At 71.9% G+C, this 21,161-nt stretch carries 1 protein-coding gene (cut by a window edge); it reads right to left on the reverse strand.

Annotated elements, in window-relative coordinates; translation table 11 throughout:
- Window positions 1–21,161, reverse strand: the 3' portion of a protein-coding gene (locus AC0KTM_RS11795; RefSeq protein ID WP_472415574.1) for a non-ribosomal peptide synthase/polyketide synthase. 10,144 nt of this gene lie beyond the right edge of the window; 21,161 of the gene's 31,305 nt are visible here — the last part of the coding sequence; its start codon lies beyond the right edge, outside the window; its stop codon occupies window positions 1–3.

Genomic DNA, 21,161 nt, shown 5'->3' on the forward strand with positions numbered 1-21,161 from the left:
TCACCGCGATCGGCGCGAGTGTGAGGTGGCTCGCACCGCCGCGCGGAGAAGGTGGCGGAGTCGTTCGCCGTACATCGCGACCGATTCGGCGGTCAGCATCTCGTGGTGCGTGCAGTCGATCGGGTGCACCCGGATGTCGCCGGACGCGTAGGGCGCCCACGATCGCGACAGCTGCGCGCCGCGATCGCCGCCGTCGCGGGCCGCGGAAAACACGGTGACCTCCCCCTCGAAGCGCCCGGGCTCGTGGCGGCGATAGAGCTCGATGTTGTCGTCGAGGTTCCCCAGCAGCAGCTCGAAGAGCGGTTTGCTGCGCGGCCGGCCTTCTTCGGCCTGTCCGTCTTCATCGCCACGGCCAATGTCGTTGGCCCGCAACACTTCTTCGAGCACCCGCTGCTCGCCCAGGGCGTGCTCGCCCAGGGCGGCGCCTCCGTCGAGGTTGGGTTGGGCGTCGAGCAGGATCAGGCACCCGATCTCGCATCCGCGCCGCTGCAGCTCGATGGCGATCTCGTGCGCCACGACCCCACCGAACGACCAGCCCAAAATGTTGTAGGGCCCGCCGGGATAGGCGTCCTGGATCCGGTCGGCGTAGGTCTGCGCCATCGCCCGGATCGACCGCGGGCCCGCGTCGCCGTTGCGCGGGAGCTGCTGAATCCCGACGATCGGGCAGTCGAGGTGGTTTCCGAGAACCTGATACGGCCAGCTCACCCCGCCGGCGGGATGCACGCAGAACAGCGGAACACCGCCGGCCCCCTGCTTCAGGGTCTGCACCGGGACCAGCTCTTCGGCGTCCGTCGCGGGCGTGCGCAGTCGCTGACTCAGCGCCCTCACCGTGGGCGCGTCGAACAACGTCCGCACCGGCAGCTCGGCGCCCAGCCCGGTGTTGATCGCGGCGATCAGGCGCATCGCGGAGATGCTGTCGCCGCCCAGGTCGAAGAACGAGTCGTCGACCCCGACCCGCTCCACGCCGAGCACGTGGGCGTAGGCCGCGGCCAGCGCCTCCTCGAGGGCGCTCGACGGGGCCCGGTACCCGCTGCCGGTGTACTCCGGCGCGGGCAGGGCGCGGGCATCGAGTTTGCCGTTGGGTGTCAACGGCATCGCGTCGAGCCCGACCACGGCCGCGGGCACCATGTAGCCCGGCAGGCGTTGGGCCAGCGCGGTGCGCGCCTCGCCGGGGTCGGCGGTTCCGGTGATGTAACCCACCAGGCGTTTGTCGCCGGCGCGGTCCTCGCGGGCGATCACCACCGCCTGGTCGACGTCATCCAGCGCGGCCAGCGCGGTCTGGACTTCGCCGAGCTCGATGCGGTAGCCGCGGATCTTGACCTGCTCGTCGGCGCGGCCCAGGTATTGCAGCTGCCCGTCCGTTCCCCAGCACACCAGGTCCCCGGTGCGATACATGCGCGACCCGGGCGCCCCGAACGGGCAGGCCACGAACCGCGACGCGGTCAGCCCGGACCGGCCGACATATCCCGCGGCGACCCCGTCACCGGCGACGTACAGCTCCCCCACGACGCCCGCGGGCACCGGACGCAACCACGCGTCGAGCACGAACAGCGCCGCGCCGTCCACCGGCGAACCGATCGGTGGCGTCCCGGATCCCGCCGTCAGGGGCGCGCTGATCGCCACGCACATCGTCGTCTCGGTCGGGCCGTAGGCGTTGACCATCACCCGCCCCGGCGCCCAGCGGTCCACCACCTCGGGCGGGCAGGCCTCGCCGGCCATCACCAGCGACACCGAGTCGAGGCCCTCGTGGGACAGCATCGCCACCGCGGACGGGGTCTGGGTCAGCACGCTGACCCGTTCGGCGGCCAGCAGATCGTGGAAGTCGTGCGGGGAGCGCGCCACCGACTCGGGCACGACCACCACCCGCCCGCCGCGCAGCAGCGCGCCGAAGATCTCCCACACCGAGACGTCGAACGCGTACGAGTGGCTTTGCGTCCACACGCCGGCGCGCGGCAGGCCCGCGTCCAGCGTCTCCAGCAGCTGCGTCACGTTGCGATGAGTCACCGCAACGCCTTTGGGGACTCCGGTGGTGCCCGAGGTGTAGATGATGTAGGCGACGCCGTCGGGCGGGGGCGCCGGCAACGGCGTGCCCACTGCGGTGTCGGTCTGTGCGTCCTCGATGTCGATGACGGTGACGTCGCACCCGTCCAGCCGCGAGCGCAGGCCCGTGGTGGTGACGGCCGCGACCGGCGCGGAATCCTCGAGCATGAACCTGATCCGGGTGGCGGGTGCCGCCGGGTCGATCGGCAGGTACGCCGCTCCGGTCTTGAGCACCGCCAGGATCGCGACGATCGCCTGCGGCGAGCGTGAAAACAGCAGCGCCACAGCCTGTCCCGGGCCCGCGCCATGGCCGGTCAGCAGGTGCGCCAGCCGGGTGGCGGCGTCGTCGAGTCCGCGGTAGGTCATCGACAGGTCGCCCCAGCGGACCGCCACCGCGTCCGGCGTCCGGGCGACGTGCGCGTCGAACAACGCCGGAATCGACGGGAATTCGAGTGGCGCCCGGCCCAGGACCGCCCGGTTGCCGACCTCGTCGAGGCGCGCGTGTTCGGACGCGTCGAGCAGGTCCACCGACGAGAGCGGCCGGGCCGGATCGGCGGTCATCGCGACCAGCAGCCGCTCGAGCCGCTCGCTCACCGCCGCGATGGTCTGCGCGTCGAAGACGTCGGCGTCGTATTCGACCCGAAGGCCGAGTTCCTCGCCGGACAGCGCGGCCTGCATCGTCAACGGGTAGTGGTTGCGCTCGAACATGTTGACGTCGGTGATGCCCAGTTCGTGGTCGACGGCCATCGCCGAGGTGTCCAGCGGGTAGTTCTCGTAGGCGAACAGGGTGTCGAACAGCTTGTCCTGACCGGTGATTCGGTGGATCTCGCTCAGCGCGAGGTGCTGGTGATCGAGCGTCTCGGTGTGCGCGCTTTGCAGCTGGGCGAGCAGGTCGGCCGTCGTGGTCGCCGCCGTGATGCGCGCGCGCACCGGGACGGTGTTGATCATCAGGCCGACCATCGAGTCGGCGCCGGGCACCTCGGCGGGCCTGCCGGAGACGGTGGTGCCGAAGGCGACGTCGTGCTGGCCGGTCAGCCACGACAGCAGCTGCGCCCACGCGGCGTGGAGCACGGTGCTGACGGTGGTGCGGCTGGAGCGGGCCAGCTCGCTGAGCGCGGCGGTGATCTCGGCGGAGACCGCGAACGACTGGACGCCGCGGGCGCCGGGCACGAGCTGTTGCGGCGGCCCGACGAGCGTCGGGGTGTCGAAGCCGGCGAGCACCCCGGCCCAGGCCGCGCGCGCGGCGTCGAGGTCGCGCTCGGCCAGCCAGCTCACGAACCTGCGGTAGGGCGGGGCCGCGGGGAGGCGCTGCCCGGTGTAGCAGGCGAACGTCTCGTTCAGCAGGATCGGGACCGACCAGCCGTCGAGCACGATGTGATGGATGGTGAGCACCAGCCGGTGCCGGTTGTGCGCCGTGCGGATCAGCACCGCACGCACGGCGGGCTCGTCGGCCAGGTCGTAGACGGCTTCGCGTTCGGCCGCGCACAGGCGTTGGATCCGCTCCTCGGGCTCGGATCCGTTGGCCGCGACCTCGAGGTAGCGCCAGGCCATCGCCGGGTCGGCGGGGATGATCTGCACCGGCTCGTCGAACTGGTCGCAGAACCGGGCGACGAGGTGCGGGTGCCGGCCGATGACCGTGTGCATCGCGTCGCGCAGCCGGTCGCGCTCGATCGGACCGGCCAGGCTGAGGTCCAGCTGGACCACGTAGAGGTGGTCGTCACCGCGGGTGGTGTTGGCGTGGAAGAGCAGCCCCTCCTGCAACGGGGTCAGCGGCAGGATGTCGGCGATCCGGTGGCGCCGCTCGAGCTGGTCGATCTGCGGCTGGTCCAGCCGGGCCGGCACGACATCCGTCGGGGTCAATCCGCCGCCGCCGTCGCGCACGTGCGCGCAGATGCCGGCCAGCGCCTCGAACCACAGCGTGCTCAACCGGGCCACCTGCTCGCGGTCGAGCGCGGAGGGCGCCCACGTCCAGGTGGCGTGCAGCTGGGGGCCGTCCTCGGTGTCCATGGTGCCGGCGTTGAGGTCCACGGTGTGCATCAGCGGCATGGGCACCGCGGTGCTGGCGGCGGTGGCCGACGAACCGTCCCGGCTGACCCGCCACAGCTCGTCGGTGAGCTCGGCCGCTGCTCCGCCGAGCCGGCCGAGGTAGTTGAACCCGATCGTCGGGTCGGAGCCGTCCAGGTTGACGTCGTCGTTGAGGTAGCGCAGCAACCCGTAGGTCAGCGGGTCGGGCAGGGCGCGCAGCTGCTCCTTGGCGTCTTTGAGCAGCCCGCCCAGGATCGGCGCGCCGGCCACGACGTCCGCCCAGGACAGGCCGTCCACGTTGAGGGCCACCGGGTATTTGGTGGTGAACCAGCCCACGGTCCGCGACAGGTCCACGCCGGCGGCCAGGTCCTCGTGGCGGCCGTGGCCCTCGACGTCGATGCCGATCGGGGCCCCCACGTTGCCGAGGAACTCGGCCCAGGCCAGGGCGAAGCCGACGAGCAGGATGTCGTTGACCCCGGCGTGGAAGGCGGCCGGCGCAGCGCCGAGCAGCGTGCGGGTGGTCTCGGCGTCCAGCGTCACGGACAGGTTCTCGGCGGTCTCGTAGGTGTCCAGGCCGGGGCGCACGGCCGGCAGCGCGGGCGGGGTCGCCGCCACCCGCCGCCAGGCGTCGGCCCGTCCGACGACCGCGGGCGCCTGCGCGTGTTCGGCCAGCAGCGCGGCCCAGCGGGCGAACGAGGTGCCGCCCGCGGGCAGCGCCACCGGCTGCCCGTGATGGTGCTGGCCCCAGGCGATGTTGAGGTCTTCCAGCAGGACGCGCCAGGAGACCCCGTCGACGGCCAGGTGGTGAACGATCAGCACCAGCCGGCGGGTGGGGGTGACCCAGAGCGCGCTGAGCATCACCCCGGCGGCCGGGTTCAGCCGCGATCGCGCCTCGATGACCGCCGCGTCGGACAGTTCGTCCACCGAGAGCACCCGCTGGGCGGCGTCCACCGAACCCGGCTCGGGCACCTGGAGCGACCACTCGCCGGCGTCCTCGTCGACGCGCAGCCGCAGCATGGCGTGCCGATCCAGCAGAGCCTGCAACACGGTCACCACGTCGGCCTCGGTGACCCCGGCGGGCGCCTGCAGCACCATCGTCTGGTTGAACTGGTCGACCGGGCCGCCTGCCCTTTCCAGGCTGCGCAGCCAGCGGATGATCGGGGTGGCGGTGATCGCTCCGGTGCCCTCGTCGACCACGCCGTCCCCGCCGTCGGCCGCGACGGCCACCCGCGCCAGCCGGGCCACGGTCTGCTCGGTGAAGATGTCGCGGGTCCGCACCGCCAGGCCGGCGGCCCGGGCCCGGGTCACCACCTGCATCGAGGAGATGCTGTCCCCGCCGAGGTCGAAGAAGGAGTCGTCGGCCCCGACCCGCTCGACGCCCAGGACCTGGGCGTAGATGCCGGCTAGGGTCTCCTCGACCGGGGTCTCGGGCGCGCGATAGCGATCGGCGTCGGTGTATTCGGGTGACGGCAGGGCCCGCGCGTCGAGCTTGCCGTTGGGGGTCAGCGGCAGCGCGTCGAGCGACACGACGGCCGCCGGGACCATGTACGCCGGCAGGTGATCGCTCAGCCGGGCGCGGAGCTCGGCCGGGTCGGCGCCCCCGGTGACGTAGCCGACCAGGCGCTTGTCGCCGGGACGGTCCTCGCGCGCAATGACGGCGGCCTGGTCCACCCCGTCGAGGGCGGCCAGGGCCGAACGCACCTCGCCGAGCTCGATGCGGTAGCCGCGGATCTTGACCTGCTCGTCGGCGCGGCCGACGTACTGCAGCTGGCCGTCGCCCGATCCTGAAGTGCCCCAGCACACCAGGTCCCCGGTCCGATACATGCGCGATCCGCGCGCCCCGAAGGGGCAGGCCACAAACCGCGACGCCGTCAGGCCGGCCCGGCGCCAGTAGCCGCAGGCCACGCCGGCGCCGGCCACGTAGAGCTCCCCGACGACGCCTCGCGGCACCGGGCGCAGGGATTCGTCCAGTACGAACAGGCCCGCGCCGGGCACCGGGGATCCGATGGGAACGACGTTCGATCCGGACTTGAGCGGCGCGCTGACCGCCGCGTACACCGTCGCCTCCGTGGGGCCGTAGGCGTTGATCATCGCCCGGCCCGGCGCCCACCGGTCCACCAGCTCCGTCGGGCAGGCCTCCCCGGCGACCACCAGGGTCGCCGATTCGAGCCCCTCGGGCGACAGGACGCCCGCCGCCGACGGCGTCTGACTGATGACGTCGACCTGTTCGTCGACCAGCAGCGCGTGGAAGTCCTGCGGGGACCGCACCACCGAGTCGGGGATGACCACGAGCCGCCCGCCATGCAGCAGCGCGCCGAAGATCTCCCAGACCGAGACGTCGAAGGCCAGCGAGTGCCACTGCGACCACACGCCGCTGCGCGGCAGGCCCGAGTCCCCGGATGCCAGGAGCTGGGCGACGTTACGGTGGCTCACCGCAACGCCTTTGGGCACACCGGTGGTGCCCGACGTGTAGATCAGGTAGGCGATGTCGTCCGCGCTCGGCGCCGGCAGCGCGGTGGCGGGCTGGGCGTCGATCGCGGGGTCGTTCATGTCGAGGACGACGACGTGATGCCCGCGCAGCCGCGCGGCCAGATCGCCGGTGCTGATCGCGGCCATCGGCGCGGCGTCGGAGAGCATGAACCCGATCCGCTCGGCCGGCAGCCCGGGGTCGATCGGCAGGTACGCGGCGCCGGCCTTGAGCACCGCCAGGATCGCGATGATCGCGTCGGCCGAGCGGCCGAACAACAGGGCCACCCGCTCGCCGGGGCCCACGCCGAAGCCGGCCAGCCGGTGCGCCACGCGGTTGGCGGCCTCATCGAGCTCGCGGTAGGTCCACGAGCGGCCCTGGTCGCTCAGTGCCATCGCGTCGGGGGTGCGCGCCGCCTGCTCGGCGAACAGCGCCGGAACCGACGCGTCCGTGGTCGCGGGGGCGGTCAGGGCCGCGCGGTTGCCGAGGGCGTCGAGGCGGGCGTGCTCAGCCGCGTCGAGCAGGTCCACCGACGAAATCGGGCGGGTGGGATCGGCGGTCATCGCCGTCAGGACCCGCTCGAGCCGCCCGATCAACCCCCGGATGCTGTCGGCGTCGAACACGTCGGTGCGGAACTCGACCCGCCCGCCGATCCCGGCGGGCTCGTCGCCCTCGGCCCAGCGTTCGGCCAGCGAGAACACCAGGTCCATGCGGGCCACCTGGGTGTCCAGCGGGATCGAGCTGACCCGCACGTCGCCGAGGGCCAGGCCGGCCCCGGGGTCGCCGTCCTGGCCGGCGAAGTTCTGCCAGGCCAGCATCACCTGCACCAGCGGGTGATGCGTCAGGCTGCGCACCGGGTTGACCCGTTCGACCAGCACCTCGAAGGGCACGTCTTGGTGCTCGAAAGCCTCGAGGCTGCGGGTGCGCACCCGGGCCAGCAGGTCGGTGAAGCTGGGATCGCCGGCCAGGTCGACGCGGAGCACCAGGGTGTTGACGAAGAAGCCGACCAGCTCGTCGAGCGCGGGGTCGCGCCGCCCGGCGATCGGGAAGCCGACGGCCACGTCGGTGCTGGCGCTGATCTTGGACAGCAGCACCGCCAGGGCGGCCTGCACCACCATGAAGCTGGTGGAGTTGTACTCGCGGGCCAGCCCGGCGACCTGCTGCTGCAGGTCCGCCGGCCAGTCCACCTCGACGGCCGCCCCGCGCTGATCGGCGATCTGCGGGTAGGGCCGGTCGGTGGGCAGCTGCAGCCGCTCGGGCATGCCGGCCAGCGCCTCCTGCCAGTAGGCGAGCTGCGCGGCGATGCGGCTGCCGCTGTCGGCGAGCTCGCCGAACTGGTCGCGCTGCCACAGGGTGTAGTCGACGTATTGCACCGGCAGCGGCTCCCAGTCGGGGGCCCGCCCGGCAGACCGGCTGGCGTACGCCAGGCCCAGGTCACGCACCAGCGGGCGCAGCGACCAGCCGTCCGCGGCGATGTGGTGCACCACGGCCACCAGCACGTGTTCGTCCTCGGCGACGCGGAAAAGCGAAGCGCGCAACGGGATTTGGGTCGCCAGGTCGAACGTTTCGGCGGCGGCGACGTCGATGGCGTCGCGCAGCCGGCCGGCCGACCACCTGCGGGCGTCGACGGTCCGCCAGCTGAGATCGGCCCGCTCGGCCGGGATCACCACCTGCTGGGGTGATCCCTCGGGTGCGGCGAACACCGTCCGCAGGCTCTCGTGACGCGCCACGACGTCGGCCAGCGCCGCGCCGAGGGCCTGCGCGTCGAGCCGCCCGTGCATCCGCAGCGCCGCGGCCATGTTGTAGACCGGGGACGGTCCCTGCAGCTGGTCGAGGAACCACAGCCGGCTCTGGGCGAACGACAGCGGGATCACCGCCGGCCGGGCGCCCGCCACCAGCGGGTCCAGCCGGCCCGTGTCCTCACCGATGCGCGGCGCCAGCTGGGCGACGGTGGGCGCCTCGAAGATGACGCGCACCGGAACGCCGGTGTCCATGGCGCTGTTGATCGCCGCGATGACGCGCATCGCCGAGATGCTGTCGCCGCCGAGGTCGAAGAAGGAGTCGTCGACCCCGACCCGCTCGACTCCGAGCACGTGGGCGTAGATGCCGGCCAGGATCTCCTCGGTGGGGGTGGTCGGCGAGCGGTACCCGGCGGCGGAGTACTCCGGCGCCGGCAGGGCGCGGGTGTCGAGCTTGCCGTTGACGGTCATCGGCAGCGCCTCGAGCGCCACCACGGCCGCCGGGATCATGTAGGTCGGCAACCGCTCGGCCAGCTGGGTGCGCAGGACGGCCGGGTCGGCGGTGCCGGTGATGTAGCCGACGAGGCGCTTGTCGCCGGGCCGGTCCTCGCGGGCGACGACGACGGCCTCGTCCACCCCGTCGAGCGCGGCCAGCGCCGAGCGCACCTCGCCGACCTCGATGCGGTAGCCGCGGATCTTGACCTGCTCGTCGGCGCGGCCGACGTACTGCAGCTGGCCCTCACCGGATCCGGAGTCGCCCCAGCGCACCAGGTCGCCGGTGCGATACATGCGCGATCCCGGCTCGCCGAACGGGCAGGCCACGAACCGTGACGCGGTCAACCCGGCGCGGCGCACGTACCCGTATCCGACGCCGCGGCCGGCGACGTACAGCTCGCCGACCACGCCGGGCGGCACCGGGCGCAGCCACCCGTCGAGCACGAACAAGGCGGCCCCGGGGACGGGCGAGCCGATCGGGGGTGCACCCGACCCCGCACTCAACGGTGTGCTCGTCGACGAGAAGATCGTGGCTTCCGTTGGGCCGTAGACGTTGACCATCACCCGCCCGGGCGCCCAGCGGTCCACCAGTTCCGGTGGGCAGGGCTCCGCGCCGATCACCAGCGCCGCGGAGTCCAATCCCTGCGGCGACAGCATCCGCACCGCCGAGGGGGTTTGGCTCAAGACGGTGACCTTCTCGGCGACCAGCAGGGCGTGGAAATCCATCGGCGAGCGGGCCACCGAATCGGGCACCACGACGAGTCGCCCGCCGTGCAGCAGCGCACCCCAGATCTCCCACACCGAGAAGTCGAAGGCATACGAATGGAACTGCGTCCACACCTGGTCCGCCGACAACTCGACGCCGACGGCCTGCGCGTCGAACAGCCGGGTCACGTTGTGGTGGCTGACCGCAACGCCTTTGGGCACACCGGTGGTACCGGAGGTGTAGATGATGTGCGCGACGTGTTCGGGCGCCGGAGCCGGGAGCGCGGTGGCGGGCCGGCGGGCCAGGCCGCGGTCGTGGATGTCGATGACCATCAGGTCGTGGGCGTCGAGCTGGTCGGCCAGGGCGGCGACCGTGAGCGCGGCCATGGGTGCGGTATCGCCGAGCATGAAATCGATGCGCGCCGCCGGCAGGGCCGGGTCGATCGGCAGGTAGGCCGCGCCGGTCTTCAGCACCGCCAGGATGGCGACGATCGCGTCGGCCGACCGGCCGAACAACAGCGCCACGGACTCGCCGGGGCCAACCCCACGGTCAACCAGCAAGTGCGCCAACCGGTTCGAGCGCTCGTCGAGTTCGCGGTAGGTCATCGACCGGCCCTCGAACGTCACCGCCGGCGCGCGCGGGGTGCGCGCCACCTGGGCGGCGAACAACTCCGGGATGGACGCCGCCGTGCCGGCCCGGGTCAGGATCGCCCGGTCACCCCACGCGTCCAGCCGGTCGTGTTCGGCGGGCTCGAGCACGTCGATCGACGACAGCCGCCGCGCGGGGTCGCTGGTCATGACGGCCAGCACCCGCCGCAGCCGTTCGATCAGCGTTGCGATCCGTGCCGCGTCGAAAACGTCTGTGTCGTACTCGACTTGGAGGCGCATCTCGCGTCCGGGCTGGGCCTGCACCGTCAACGGGTAGTGGGTGGACTCCCTGCTGGTGATGTCGGTGACGGCGAGTTCGTGGTTGCCCGACAGCGCGCTGGCGTCGATCGGATAGTTCTCGTAGGCGAACAGGGTGTCGAACAGGGTGTCCTGTCCGGTGATGCGGTGAATCTCGTTGAGCGCCAGGTGCTGGTGGTCGAGCGTGTGGTTGTACGCGCCCTGCAGTTGGTCCAGCAGATCGGCGGTGGTGGTGGCGGCGCCGATGTTCGCCCGCACTGGCACGGTGTTGATCAGCAGGCCCACCATCGTGTCCGCGGCGGCGATTTCGGCGGGGCGGCCCGACACCGTGGTGCCGAAGACGACATCGCGCTGGCCGGTCAGGCCGCACAGCAGTTGCGCGAATGCGGCCTGCAGCACCGTGTTGACGGTGGTGTGGCGCGACCGCGCCAGGTCGCCGACGGCTTGGGTGAGGTCGGCGGGCAGCGTGAACGTCTCGACGCTTTGCCGCCCGAGCTCCGCCCGGTCCTGGGGGCCGACCAGGGTGGGGGTGTCGAAGCCGGCGAACACCTCGCCCCAGGCCGCGCGGGCGGCGTCGAGGTCGCGTTCGGCCAGCCAGCTGACGAAGCTGCGGTAGGGCGCCGCGGGCGGAAGTCGCTGCCCGTAGTAGCCGGCGAAGATCTCGCCCAGCAGGATCGGCATCGACCAGCCGTCGAGCACGATGTGGTGATTGGTCAGCACCAGCCGATAGCGCTCGGATGCGGTGCGCACCAACGCCACCCGGAACGCGGGCTGCTCGGCGAGGTCGCCGCAGACGGCCGCGCGTTCGGCGGCGCAGAGGCGCTGAATCTGCTCGTCGGTGTCGGTGCCATCCAGCTCGAGGTACCGCCAGGCCGGCGCGGGGTCGGCCGGGATGATCTGGACCGGCTCGTCGTACCGGTCGCAGAAGCGGGCCACCAGGTTCGGATGCCGGGCGATCACGGTGTGCACCGCGTCGCGCAGGCGGTTCGGGTCGAGCGGGCCGGTGAGGCTGATGTTCAGCTGTCCCGCATACAGATCGTCGGTCGCGGGTGCGGTGTTGGCGTGGAACAGCAGCCCCTGCTGGACCGGGGTCAACGCCAGGACGTCGGCGATATGGTGTTGGCGCGCAAGCTGATCGAGCTGCTGTTGGCTCAGGCGCGCGGGCGCGATGTCCGACGGCGTCAATCCGCCGCCGCCGGAGCGCACGTGGGCGCAGATGCCGGCCAGGGCCTCGAACCACAGCCGGCTCAGCCGGGTGATCTGTTCGTCGTCGAGCGCCGACGGCGCCCAGGTCCAGTTGGCGTGCAGGCGCGGACCTTCCGCGGAGTCGACGGTGACCGCGTTGAGTTCGAGGGTGTGCATCAGCGGCATGGCTATCGACGCGGCGGCGCGGGTGACCGACCCGCCGTCCGGCACGGGCCGCCACATGTCCGCGGTGAGCTCGCCCGTACCGCCCTGGCGTCCCAGGTAGTTGAACCCGATCGGTGGTTCGGCGCCGTCCAGGTCGACCTCGGGGTTGAGGTAGCGCAGCAGCCCATAGGTCAGCGGGTCCGGCAGCGCGCGGAGCTGTTCCTTGGCGTCTTTGAGTGCGGCGCCCAGCTCGGTCCCGCCTGCGACGACCTGCCCCCAGGAGACGCCGCCCACGCTGAGAGCCGTCGGGTATTTCGTGGTGAACCACCCGACGGTGTGGGACAGGTCGATGTCGCGGCCCAGTTCCTCGTGCCGGCCGTGGCCCTCGACGTCGATGCCGATGGGCGCGCGGCCGCCGCGGAATTCCGCGCACGCCAACGCGAACGCGATCAGGAGGATGTCTTGGACGCCGGCGTGGAACGCCGCCGGAACCTCGCCGAGCAGCATGCCGGTGGTCTGGGCGTCCAGCTCCGTAACGAGGTGTCGGGCCGTGGCGAAGGTGTCCGCGTCGGGGCGGAGCGCCGGCAGCGCCGGCGGCGTCGCCGCCACCTTCGCCCAGGTGTCCGCCTGATCGACGACGTCGGGGTGGTGCGCATGCCGGGCCAGCTGCGACGACCACCGGGCAAACGAGGTGCCCGCGGCGGGCAGTTCGACCGGCTGCCCGCTGTGATGCTGGGCCCAGGCGATGTTCAAGTCCTGCAACAGGATCCGCCAGGAAACACCGTCGACGGCGAGGTGGTGGACGATGACCACGAGCTGCCCGGTGGCGCTGGCCCACAGCGCGCTGAGCATCACGCCGGCGGCCGGGTTCAGCCGCGACCGCGCTTCGATAACCGCCGCGTCGGTCAACTCGTCCACGACGTGCAGGCACTGGGTGGCATCGACCGAGCCCGCCCCGGGCACCGTCAGCGCCCATTCGCCGGCGCCCTGGACGCCCGAGCGGTCGACGCGCAGCCGCAGCATCGCGTGGCGATCCAGCAGGGCCTGCAGCACCGTGACCACGTCGGCCTCGGTGACCCCGGCGGGGGCCTGCACCAGCATGGCCTGGTTGAATTGATCGACTTGTCCGCCAACGCTTTCCACGCCGTGCAGCCAACGGATGATCGGGGTGGCCTGCACCGGCCCGACGCCCTCGTCGAGCACCGCGGCGTCGGCGTCGACCACCTCGGCCACCCGGGCCAGCCGGGCCACGGTCTGCTCGACGAAGATGTCGCGGGTCTTGCACACCAGGCCGGCGGTGCGCGCCCGCGTCACCACCTGCATCGACGAAATGCTGTCCCCGCCAAGGTCGAAGAACGAGTCATCGACGCCGACCCGCTCGAGCCCGAGCACCTGGGCGTAGATGCCGGCCAGGATTTCTTCGACGGCGTTGTCGGGGGCCCGATATTGGTCGGCGTCGGAGTATTCCGGCGCGGGCAGCGCGCGGGTGTCCAGCTTGCCGTTGGGGGTCAGCGGCAGGGCCCGCATGACGACGACGGCGGCGGGAATCATGTAGCCCGGCAGCCTTTCGGCCAGCGCGGCACGCACCGCGGCCGGGTCGGCGGTCCCGGTGACGTAACCGACGAGGCGCTTGTCCCCTGGCCGGTCCTCGCGGGCGACGACGACGGCCTGCTCGACGCCGCCGGTCCAGGACAGCGCCGCCCGCACCTCGCCGAGCTCGATGCGGTAGCCGCGGATCTTGACCTGCTCGTCGGCGCGGCCGAGGTAGTCGAGCTGCCCGTCCCCGCGCCAGCGCACCAGGTCGCCGGTGCGGTACATGCGCGATCCGGGCGCCCCGAAGGGGCAGGCCACGAACCGTGACGCGGTCAGGCGGGCCCGCTTCCAGTAGCCGCAGGCCACGCCGGCGCCGGCCACATACAGCTCGCCGATCACGCCGGGTGGCACCGGCCGCAGCCACTCGTCGAGCACGAACGCCGCGCCGCCGGGCACCGGGGACCCGATCGGCACTGGGCCCGGTGAGCCCGCCTGAAGCGGGGCACTGATCGCGGCGTAGACCGTGGCTTCGGTGGGGCCGTAGGCGTTGATCATCACCCGGCCGGGAGCCCAGCGGTCCACCAGATCGGCCGGGCAGGCCTCGCCGGCGACCACCAGCGCGACCGACTCCAGGCCCGCGGGTGAGAGGGCGCCGGCCGCCGACGGGGTTTGACTGAGGACGCTGACCTGTTCGGCCACCAGCAATGCGTGCAGGTCTTCCGGTGACCGCGCCACGGTTTCGGGCACCACGACCAGTCGGCCGCCGTGCAACAGGGCGCCAAAGATTTCCCAGACCGAGACGTCGAAGGCCAGCGAATGCCATTGCGACCACACGCCGTCGGTCGGCAGGCCCGAGTCCTCGGATGCCAGCAGCTGGGTCACGTTGCGGTGGGTGACCGCAACGCCTTTGGGGACACCGGTGGTGCCGGAGGTGTAGATCAGGTAGGCGAGGTTGTCCGGCCCCGGCGCCGGCAGTGCGGTCGCGGGCTGGGTGTCGACGGCGGGATCGTTGACCTCGATGACCGCGGCCTCGTGGCCGTCGAGCCGCTCGACCAGATCGGCGGTGGTGAGCGTGGCGATCGGAGCGGCGTCGGAGAGCATGAACCCGATCCGCTCGGCCGGTAGCGCCGGGTCGATCGGCAGGTAGGCAGCCCCGGTCTTCAGCACGGCCAGGATCGAGACGATCGCCTCGGCGGAGCGTGAAAACAGCAGCGCCACAGCCTGTCCCGGGCCCGCCCCACGGCCGGCCAGCAGGTGCGCCAGCCGGTTCGACGCCTCGTCGAGCTCGCGGTAGGTCATCGCGTGTCCGTCGCACACCACCGCGACGCTGTCCGGGGTGCGGGCCGCCTGCGCGGCGAACAGCGCCGGGATCGAGTCGGTCCCGGTGGCCGGTCCGGTGAGCGCCGCGCGGTTGCCGACGTCGTCCAGTCGGGTGTGTTCGGCGTCGTCGAGCAGATCCACCGACGACAACGCCCGTGCGGGGTCGGCGGTCATCGCGAGCAGCACCCGCTGCAACCGGCCGATGAGGGCGGCGATGCTGTCCGCGTCGAATACGTCGGTGCGGAATTCCACGGTTCCGCCGATGCCGGCGGGCTCACCCGCGTCGCTCCAGCGTTCACCCATCGAGAACGTCAAATCCATTCGGGCGGTGTGAGTGTCGACCGGTATGGGTGTGACGTCGACATCGCCGAGGGACAGCCCGGCGGCGGGGCCGCTTTCCTGCCCGGCGAAGTTCTGCCAGGCCAGCATCACCTGGATCAGCGGGTGATGGGTCAGGCTGCGGGCGGGGTTGAGCCGCTCCACCAGCACCTCGAAGGGCACGTCCTGGTGCTCGTAGGCGGCCAGGCTGCGGTGACGCACCTGGGACAGCAGCTCGGCGAAGGTGGGATCACCGGCCGCATCGACCCGCAACACCAGCGTGTTGACGAAGAACCCGACCAGTTCGTCGAGCGCGGGGTCGGGCCGACCGGCGATCGGAAATCCCACCGCGACATCGGAACTCGTGCTGATCTTCGACAGCAACGCCACCAGGGCGGTCTGGATCACCATGAAGCTGGTGGCATTGTGTTGACGCGCCACGTCGGCCACCCGCTGTTGCAGCTCGGCGGGCCAGTCGATCTCCACCGTGGCGCCGCGCTGGTCGGCCACCATCGGGTAGGGCCGGTCGGTGGGCAGCTGCAACCGTTCCGGCATGCCGGCCAGGGCGTCTTCCCAGTAGGCGAGTTGGGCGGCGATGCGGCTGTTGCCGTCGTCGAGGTCGCCGAATTGCGCACGCTGCCACAGGGTGTAGTCGACGTATTGCACTGACAGCGGCGCCCAGTCGGGCCCGTGCCCGTCGCACCGGCCGGCATATGCCATCCCCAGATCACGGACGAGCGGCGTGAGGGACATGCCGTCGGCGGCGATGTGGTGCACCACGGCCACCAGCACGTGCCGGTCGCCGCGGATGCGGAAAAGCCCTGCCCGCAACGGGATTTGGGCCGACAGGTCGAAGGTGTAGCGGGCGGTGGCACCGATCGCCTCGTCCAGCTGTTCGGGCGACCAGGCGCTGGCGTCGACGACCTCCCACCCGAAATCTGCCTTGTCGGCGGGGATCACCACCTGCTGCGGCAGCCCATCGGGTGCGACGAACACGGTCCGCAGGCTCTCATGGCGGGCCACCACGTCGCCCAGCGCCGCGCCCAGGGCGTCGGCGTCGAGCGGCCCGTCCAACCGCAGCGCGGCCGCCATGTTGTATACCGGTGAGGGTCCTTGCAATTGGTCCAGGAACCACAGCCGGTTCTGGGCGAACGACAGCGGCACGACCGCGGGACGCTCGGCGGCCGTCAACGGCTCGAGCCCGCCGCCGCCCTCGCCGATCCGGGGCGCCAACTGCGCGATGGTGGGCGCCTCGAACACGGCCCGCACGGCGAGGCCGCTGCCCAGGCTGGCGTTGATCGCGGCGATCAGGCGCATCGCGGAGATGCTGTCGCCGCCCAGATCGAAGAAGGAGTCGTCGACCCCGACCCGCTCGACGCCGAGGACCCCGGCGTAGACGCCGGCCAGGATTTCCTCGGTGGGCGTTGTCGGGGCGCGGTACTGGCCGGCCGTGTATTCGGGTGCGGGCAGGGAGCGCGTGTCGAGTTTGCCGTTGGGCGTCAACGGAATGGCGTCGAGCGCCACCACCGCGGCGGGCACCATGTAGGCGGGCAGTCGTTCTGCCAGCGCGGCGCGCAGCCGGGCAGGGTCGGCGTTGCCGGAGATGTAGCCGACGAGTCGCTTGTCCCCGGGGCGGTCTTCGCGCGCGACGACGACGGCCTGCGCGACACCGTCGAATCCGGCCAGGGCGGACTGGATTTCGCCGAGCTCGATGCGATAGCCGCGGATCTTGACCTGCTCGTCGGCGCGGCCGAGGCACTGCAGTTGGCCCGCACCGGATCCCGAGTCGTCCCAGCGGACCAGGTCGCCGGTCCGATACATGCGGGTTCCGTCCCCGCCGAAGGGGCAGGCGACGAACCGCGACGCGGTCAGGCCCGGTCGGCCGATATACCCTGCGGCCACCCCGAATCCGGCGACGTACAGCTCACCGACGACGCCGGGCGGCACCGGCCGCAACGCGTCGTCGAGCACGAACAACGCCGCCCCCGGGACCGGGGCGCCGATGGGAACCGGTCCCATCCCGGCCGCCAGCGGCGCGCTGATCGTCACGCACATCGTGGTCTCGGTCGGGCCGTAGGCGTTGACCATCACCCGCCCGGGCGCCCACTGGTCGACGACCTCGGCCGGGCAGGCCTCGCCGGCCATCACCAGCGACACCGAATCCAGCCCCTCCGGCGAGAGCATGGCCACCGCCGACGGGGTCTGGGTCAACACGCTGACTCCGGTGGCGACCAGGACGTCGTGCAGGTCGTGCGGGGAAGCCGCCACAGCCTCGGGGACGACCACCAGGCGCCCGCCGCGCAGCAGCGCGCCGAAGATCTCCCACACCGAGACGTCGAACGCCAGCGAGTGACATTGCGACCAGACCCCCGCGGCCGGCAGCCCGGCATCCAGTGATCCCAGCAGCTGGGTGACGTTGCGGTGAGTGATCGCAACGCCTTTGGGGACACCGGTGGTGCCCGAGGTGTAGATCAGGTAGGCGAGGTTGTCCGGCCCCGGCGCCGGCAGGGCCGTCTCGGGCAGGGTGTCGATGCGGGAATCGTTGACGTCTATGACGGTCACGTCGCGACCGTCGAACCGCTCGGCCAGATCGGCGGTGGTGACCGCGGCGACCGGTGTGGCGTCGCCGAGCATGAATTCGATGCGCGCGTCCGGCGAGGACGGGTCGATCGGCAGATAGGCCGCTCCCGTTTTGAGCACGGCCAGGATCGACGCGACGGCTTCGGCGGACCGCGAAAACAGCAGCGCCACAACCCGTCCCGGGCCCGCGCCCGCGGACGCCAGGCAGTGCGCCAACCGGTTGGACGCCTCGTCGAGTTCCCGGTAGGTCACCGACAGGTCGCCGCACACCAGCGCCACGGATTCCGGGGCCCGCGCGGCCTGCGCGGCGAACAGCTCCGGAATCGACGCCGGCGCGTCGCCGGCCGGCCGGGTCAAAACCGCGTGGTTGCCAAGCTCATTCAGGCGGGCGTGCTCGGCCTCGTCGAGCAGATCCACCGACGACAGCGGGTGGGCGGGGTCGGCGGTCATCGCGGTCAGGACCCGCTGCAGGCGGCCGATCAACGCCTCGATGGTCGTGGCGTCGAACACGTCGGTGCGGAATTCCACCCGTCCGCCGATGCCGGCGGCCTCCCCGCGCTCGGTCCACCGTTCGGCCAGGGAGAACACCAGGTCCATGCGGGCCGACTGGTCCTCCACCGGGACTGAGGTCACCTCGAGGTCCCCCAGCGTCAGGCCGGCGGCGGGATCCTCGTGGCCGGCGAAGTTCTGCCAGGCCAGCATCACCTGAACCAGCGGGTGATGCGTCAGGCTTCGGGTCGGGTTGACCCGCTCGACCAGCACCTCGAACGGCACGTCCTGATGTTCGAAGGCCGCCAGGCTCTGCGCCTGGACCCGTTCCAGCAGTTCGGTGAAGCTGGGGTCGCCGGCCAGGTCGATCCGCAGCACCAGAGTGTTGACGAAGAAGCCCACCAGTTGGTCGAGCGCGGGGTCGCGCCGGCCGGCGATCGGGAAGCCCACTGCCACATCGGAACTCGCGCTCACCTTCGACAAGAGCACGGCCAGCGCGGCCTGCACCACCATGAAGCTGGTCGCGTTGTGCTCGCGGGCCACCCGGCGCACCTGCTGCTGCAGCTCCGCCGGCCAGTCGACCACCACGCTGTCGCCGCGCTGATCGGCCACCGGCGGGTACGGCCGATCGGTGGGCAGCTCGAGCCGCTCGGGCATGCCGGCCAGGGCATGCTCCCAGTACGCCAGTTGAGCGCCGATGCGGCTGTCGCCGTCGTCGAGGTCGCCGAATTGGGCGCGCTGCCAGAGCGTGTAATCGATGTACTGCACCGACAAGTCGGCCCATCCGGGGGGACGCCCGGCGCAGCGGCTGGTGTAGGCCACGCTCAGATCGGCACCCAACGGGGTCAGCGACAAGCCGTCCGCGGCGATGTGGTGCACGACGATCACCAGCAGGTGCTCATCGTCGGTGACCGTGAAAAGTCGCGCCCGGATCGGGATCTCGGCCGCCAGGTCAAAGGTGTGGCGTGCCGCCGCCTTGACGGCGTCGTCGACCTGGCCCGCCGGCCATGCGGTGGCATCGACGACGTCCCAGCCGAATTCGGCGCGCTCGGCGGGCACGACCACCTGCCGGGGGGTGCCTTCGTGCGACGGGAACAGGGTGCGCAGGCTCTCGTGGCGACTCACCACGTCGGCCAGCGCGGCGCCGAGCGCGCGCGCGTCGAGCCGCCCGCGCAGGCGCAAGGCCGCCGCCATGTTGTAATGCGGTGAGGGACCCTGGAATTGGTCGATGAACCACAACCGGTTCTGCGCGAACGACAGCGGGACCGCCGCCGGCCGCTCCCCCGCCTCCAGCGGTTCGAGCCCGCCCGAGCTCTCCGCGATGCGGGGCGCCAGCTGGGCGACCGTGGGCGCCTCGAAGACGACGCGCACCGCGAGATCGGTTTCCAGCGCGGAGTTGATCGCCGTGATCAGGCGCATGGTGGACAGCGAGTCGCCGCCGAGATCGAAGAACGAGTCGTCGACCCCGACCCGATCGACGCCGAGGACCTCGGCGAAGATGCCGGCCAGGATCTCCTCGACGGCGGTGCTCGGGGCGCGGTAGTGATCGGCGTTGCGATATTCGGGTGCGGGCAGGGCGCGGGCGTCGAGTTTGCCGTTCACCGTCACCGGCAGCGAATCCAGCACCACCACCGCCGCGGGGACCATGTACGCGGGCAGACGCTCGGCCAGGGCGGCGCGCGCCCGGGCGGGCTCCGCGGACCCGGTGACGTACCCCACGAGGCGTTTGTCACCGGGCCGGTCCTCGCGGGCGACGACGACCGCCTGCTCGACCCCGTCGAGCGCGGACAGCGCGGCCTGGATCTCACCGAGTTCGATGCGGTAGCCGCGGACCTTGACCTGTTCGTCGGCGCGTCCCAGGTAGCGCAGTTGGCCCTCCCCGGATCCGGAGCGGCCCCAGCAGACCAGGTCGCCGGTGCGGTACATGCGGCTGCCGGGTTCGCCGAAGGGGCAGGCCATGAACCGCGACGCGGTCAGGCCGGGGCGCCGCCAATAGCCGACGCCGACGCCTTCGCCGGCCAGATACAGCTCCCCCACCACGCCGGCGGGCACCGGGCGCAGCCACTCGTCGAGCACGAAAAACGCCGCCCGGGTCACCGGTGAGCCGATCGGCGGGAATCCCGACCCCGCCTGCAGCGGGGCGCTCTTGCAGGCCCACATGGTGGTCTCGGTGGGGCCGTACACGTTGACCATGACCCGACCCGGCGCCCAGCGGTCCACCAGCTCCGGCGGGCAGGGCTCGGCGCCGATCACCAACGCCGTGGAGTCCAGGCCGTCGGTGGGCAGCAGCCCCACCGCCGACGGGGTCTGGGTCAACACCGTGACGCCCTCGCGCACCAGCAGGGCGTGGAACTCCTCGGGCGAGCGGGCCACGGCGCCCGGTACGACGACGAGGCGCCCGCCGTGCAGCAGGGCGCCCCAGATCTCCCACACCGAGAAGTCGAACGCATAGGAATGGAATTGGGTCCACACCTGCTCGGCCGACAAGGCGAAACCGAGCCGCAGGTCATCGAACAGCTGCGCGACGTTGTGTTGGGTGACCGCAACGCCTTTGGGCACACCGGTGGTGCCGGAGGTGTAGATGACGTGTGCCAGATCGGTGGGCGCCGGCGCGGGCGGCGGGGTAATCGGCTGGGCCGCCACCGCGGGGTCGGCCACATCGACGACGGTCAGGTCGAAGCCGTCGAACCTGTCGGCCAGGTCGGAGGTGGTGACCGCGGCCATTGGGGCGGCGTCGGTCAGCATGAACTCCACCCGCGCGGACGGCAGCGCGGGGTCGATCGGCAGATACGCCGCCCCGGACTTGAGCACCGCCAAGATCGCCACGATCGCCTCGGCAGAGCGCGAAAACAGCAGCGCGACAAACTCCCCCGGGCCCGCGCCGTGTTCGACCAGCAGGTGTGCCAACCGGTTGGCGGCCTCGTCGAGCTCGCGGTACGTCATGGACCGGTCCTCGAACGTCAGCGCCACCGCGTCCGGCGTGCGTGCCGCCTGCGCGGCGAACAGTCCCGCGACCGTTACCGGTTCCATGCGCTCGGCCAGCACCGCCTGGTTGCCCCACCGCGCCAGCCGGGCGTGCTCGGCGGTGTCCAGCAGATCCACCGACGACAAGCGCCGCTCCGGCTCGGCGGTGACCGCGGCCAGCAGCCGCTGCAGCCGGTCGATCATCGCCTCGACGGTGTCCGCGTTGTAGA

This window comes from Mycobacterium sp. NTMscope_Eco_3 (assembly GCF_976985685.1).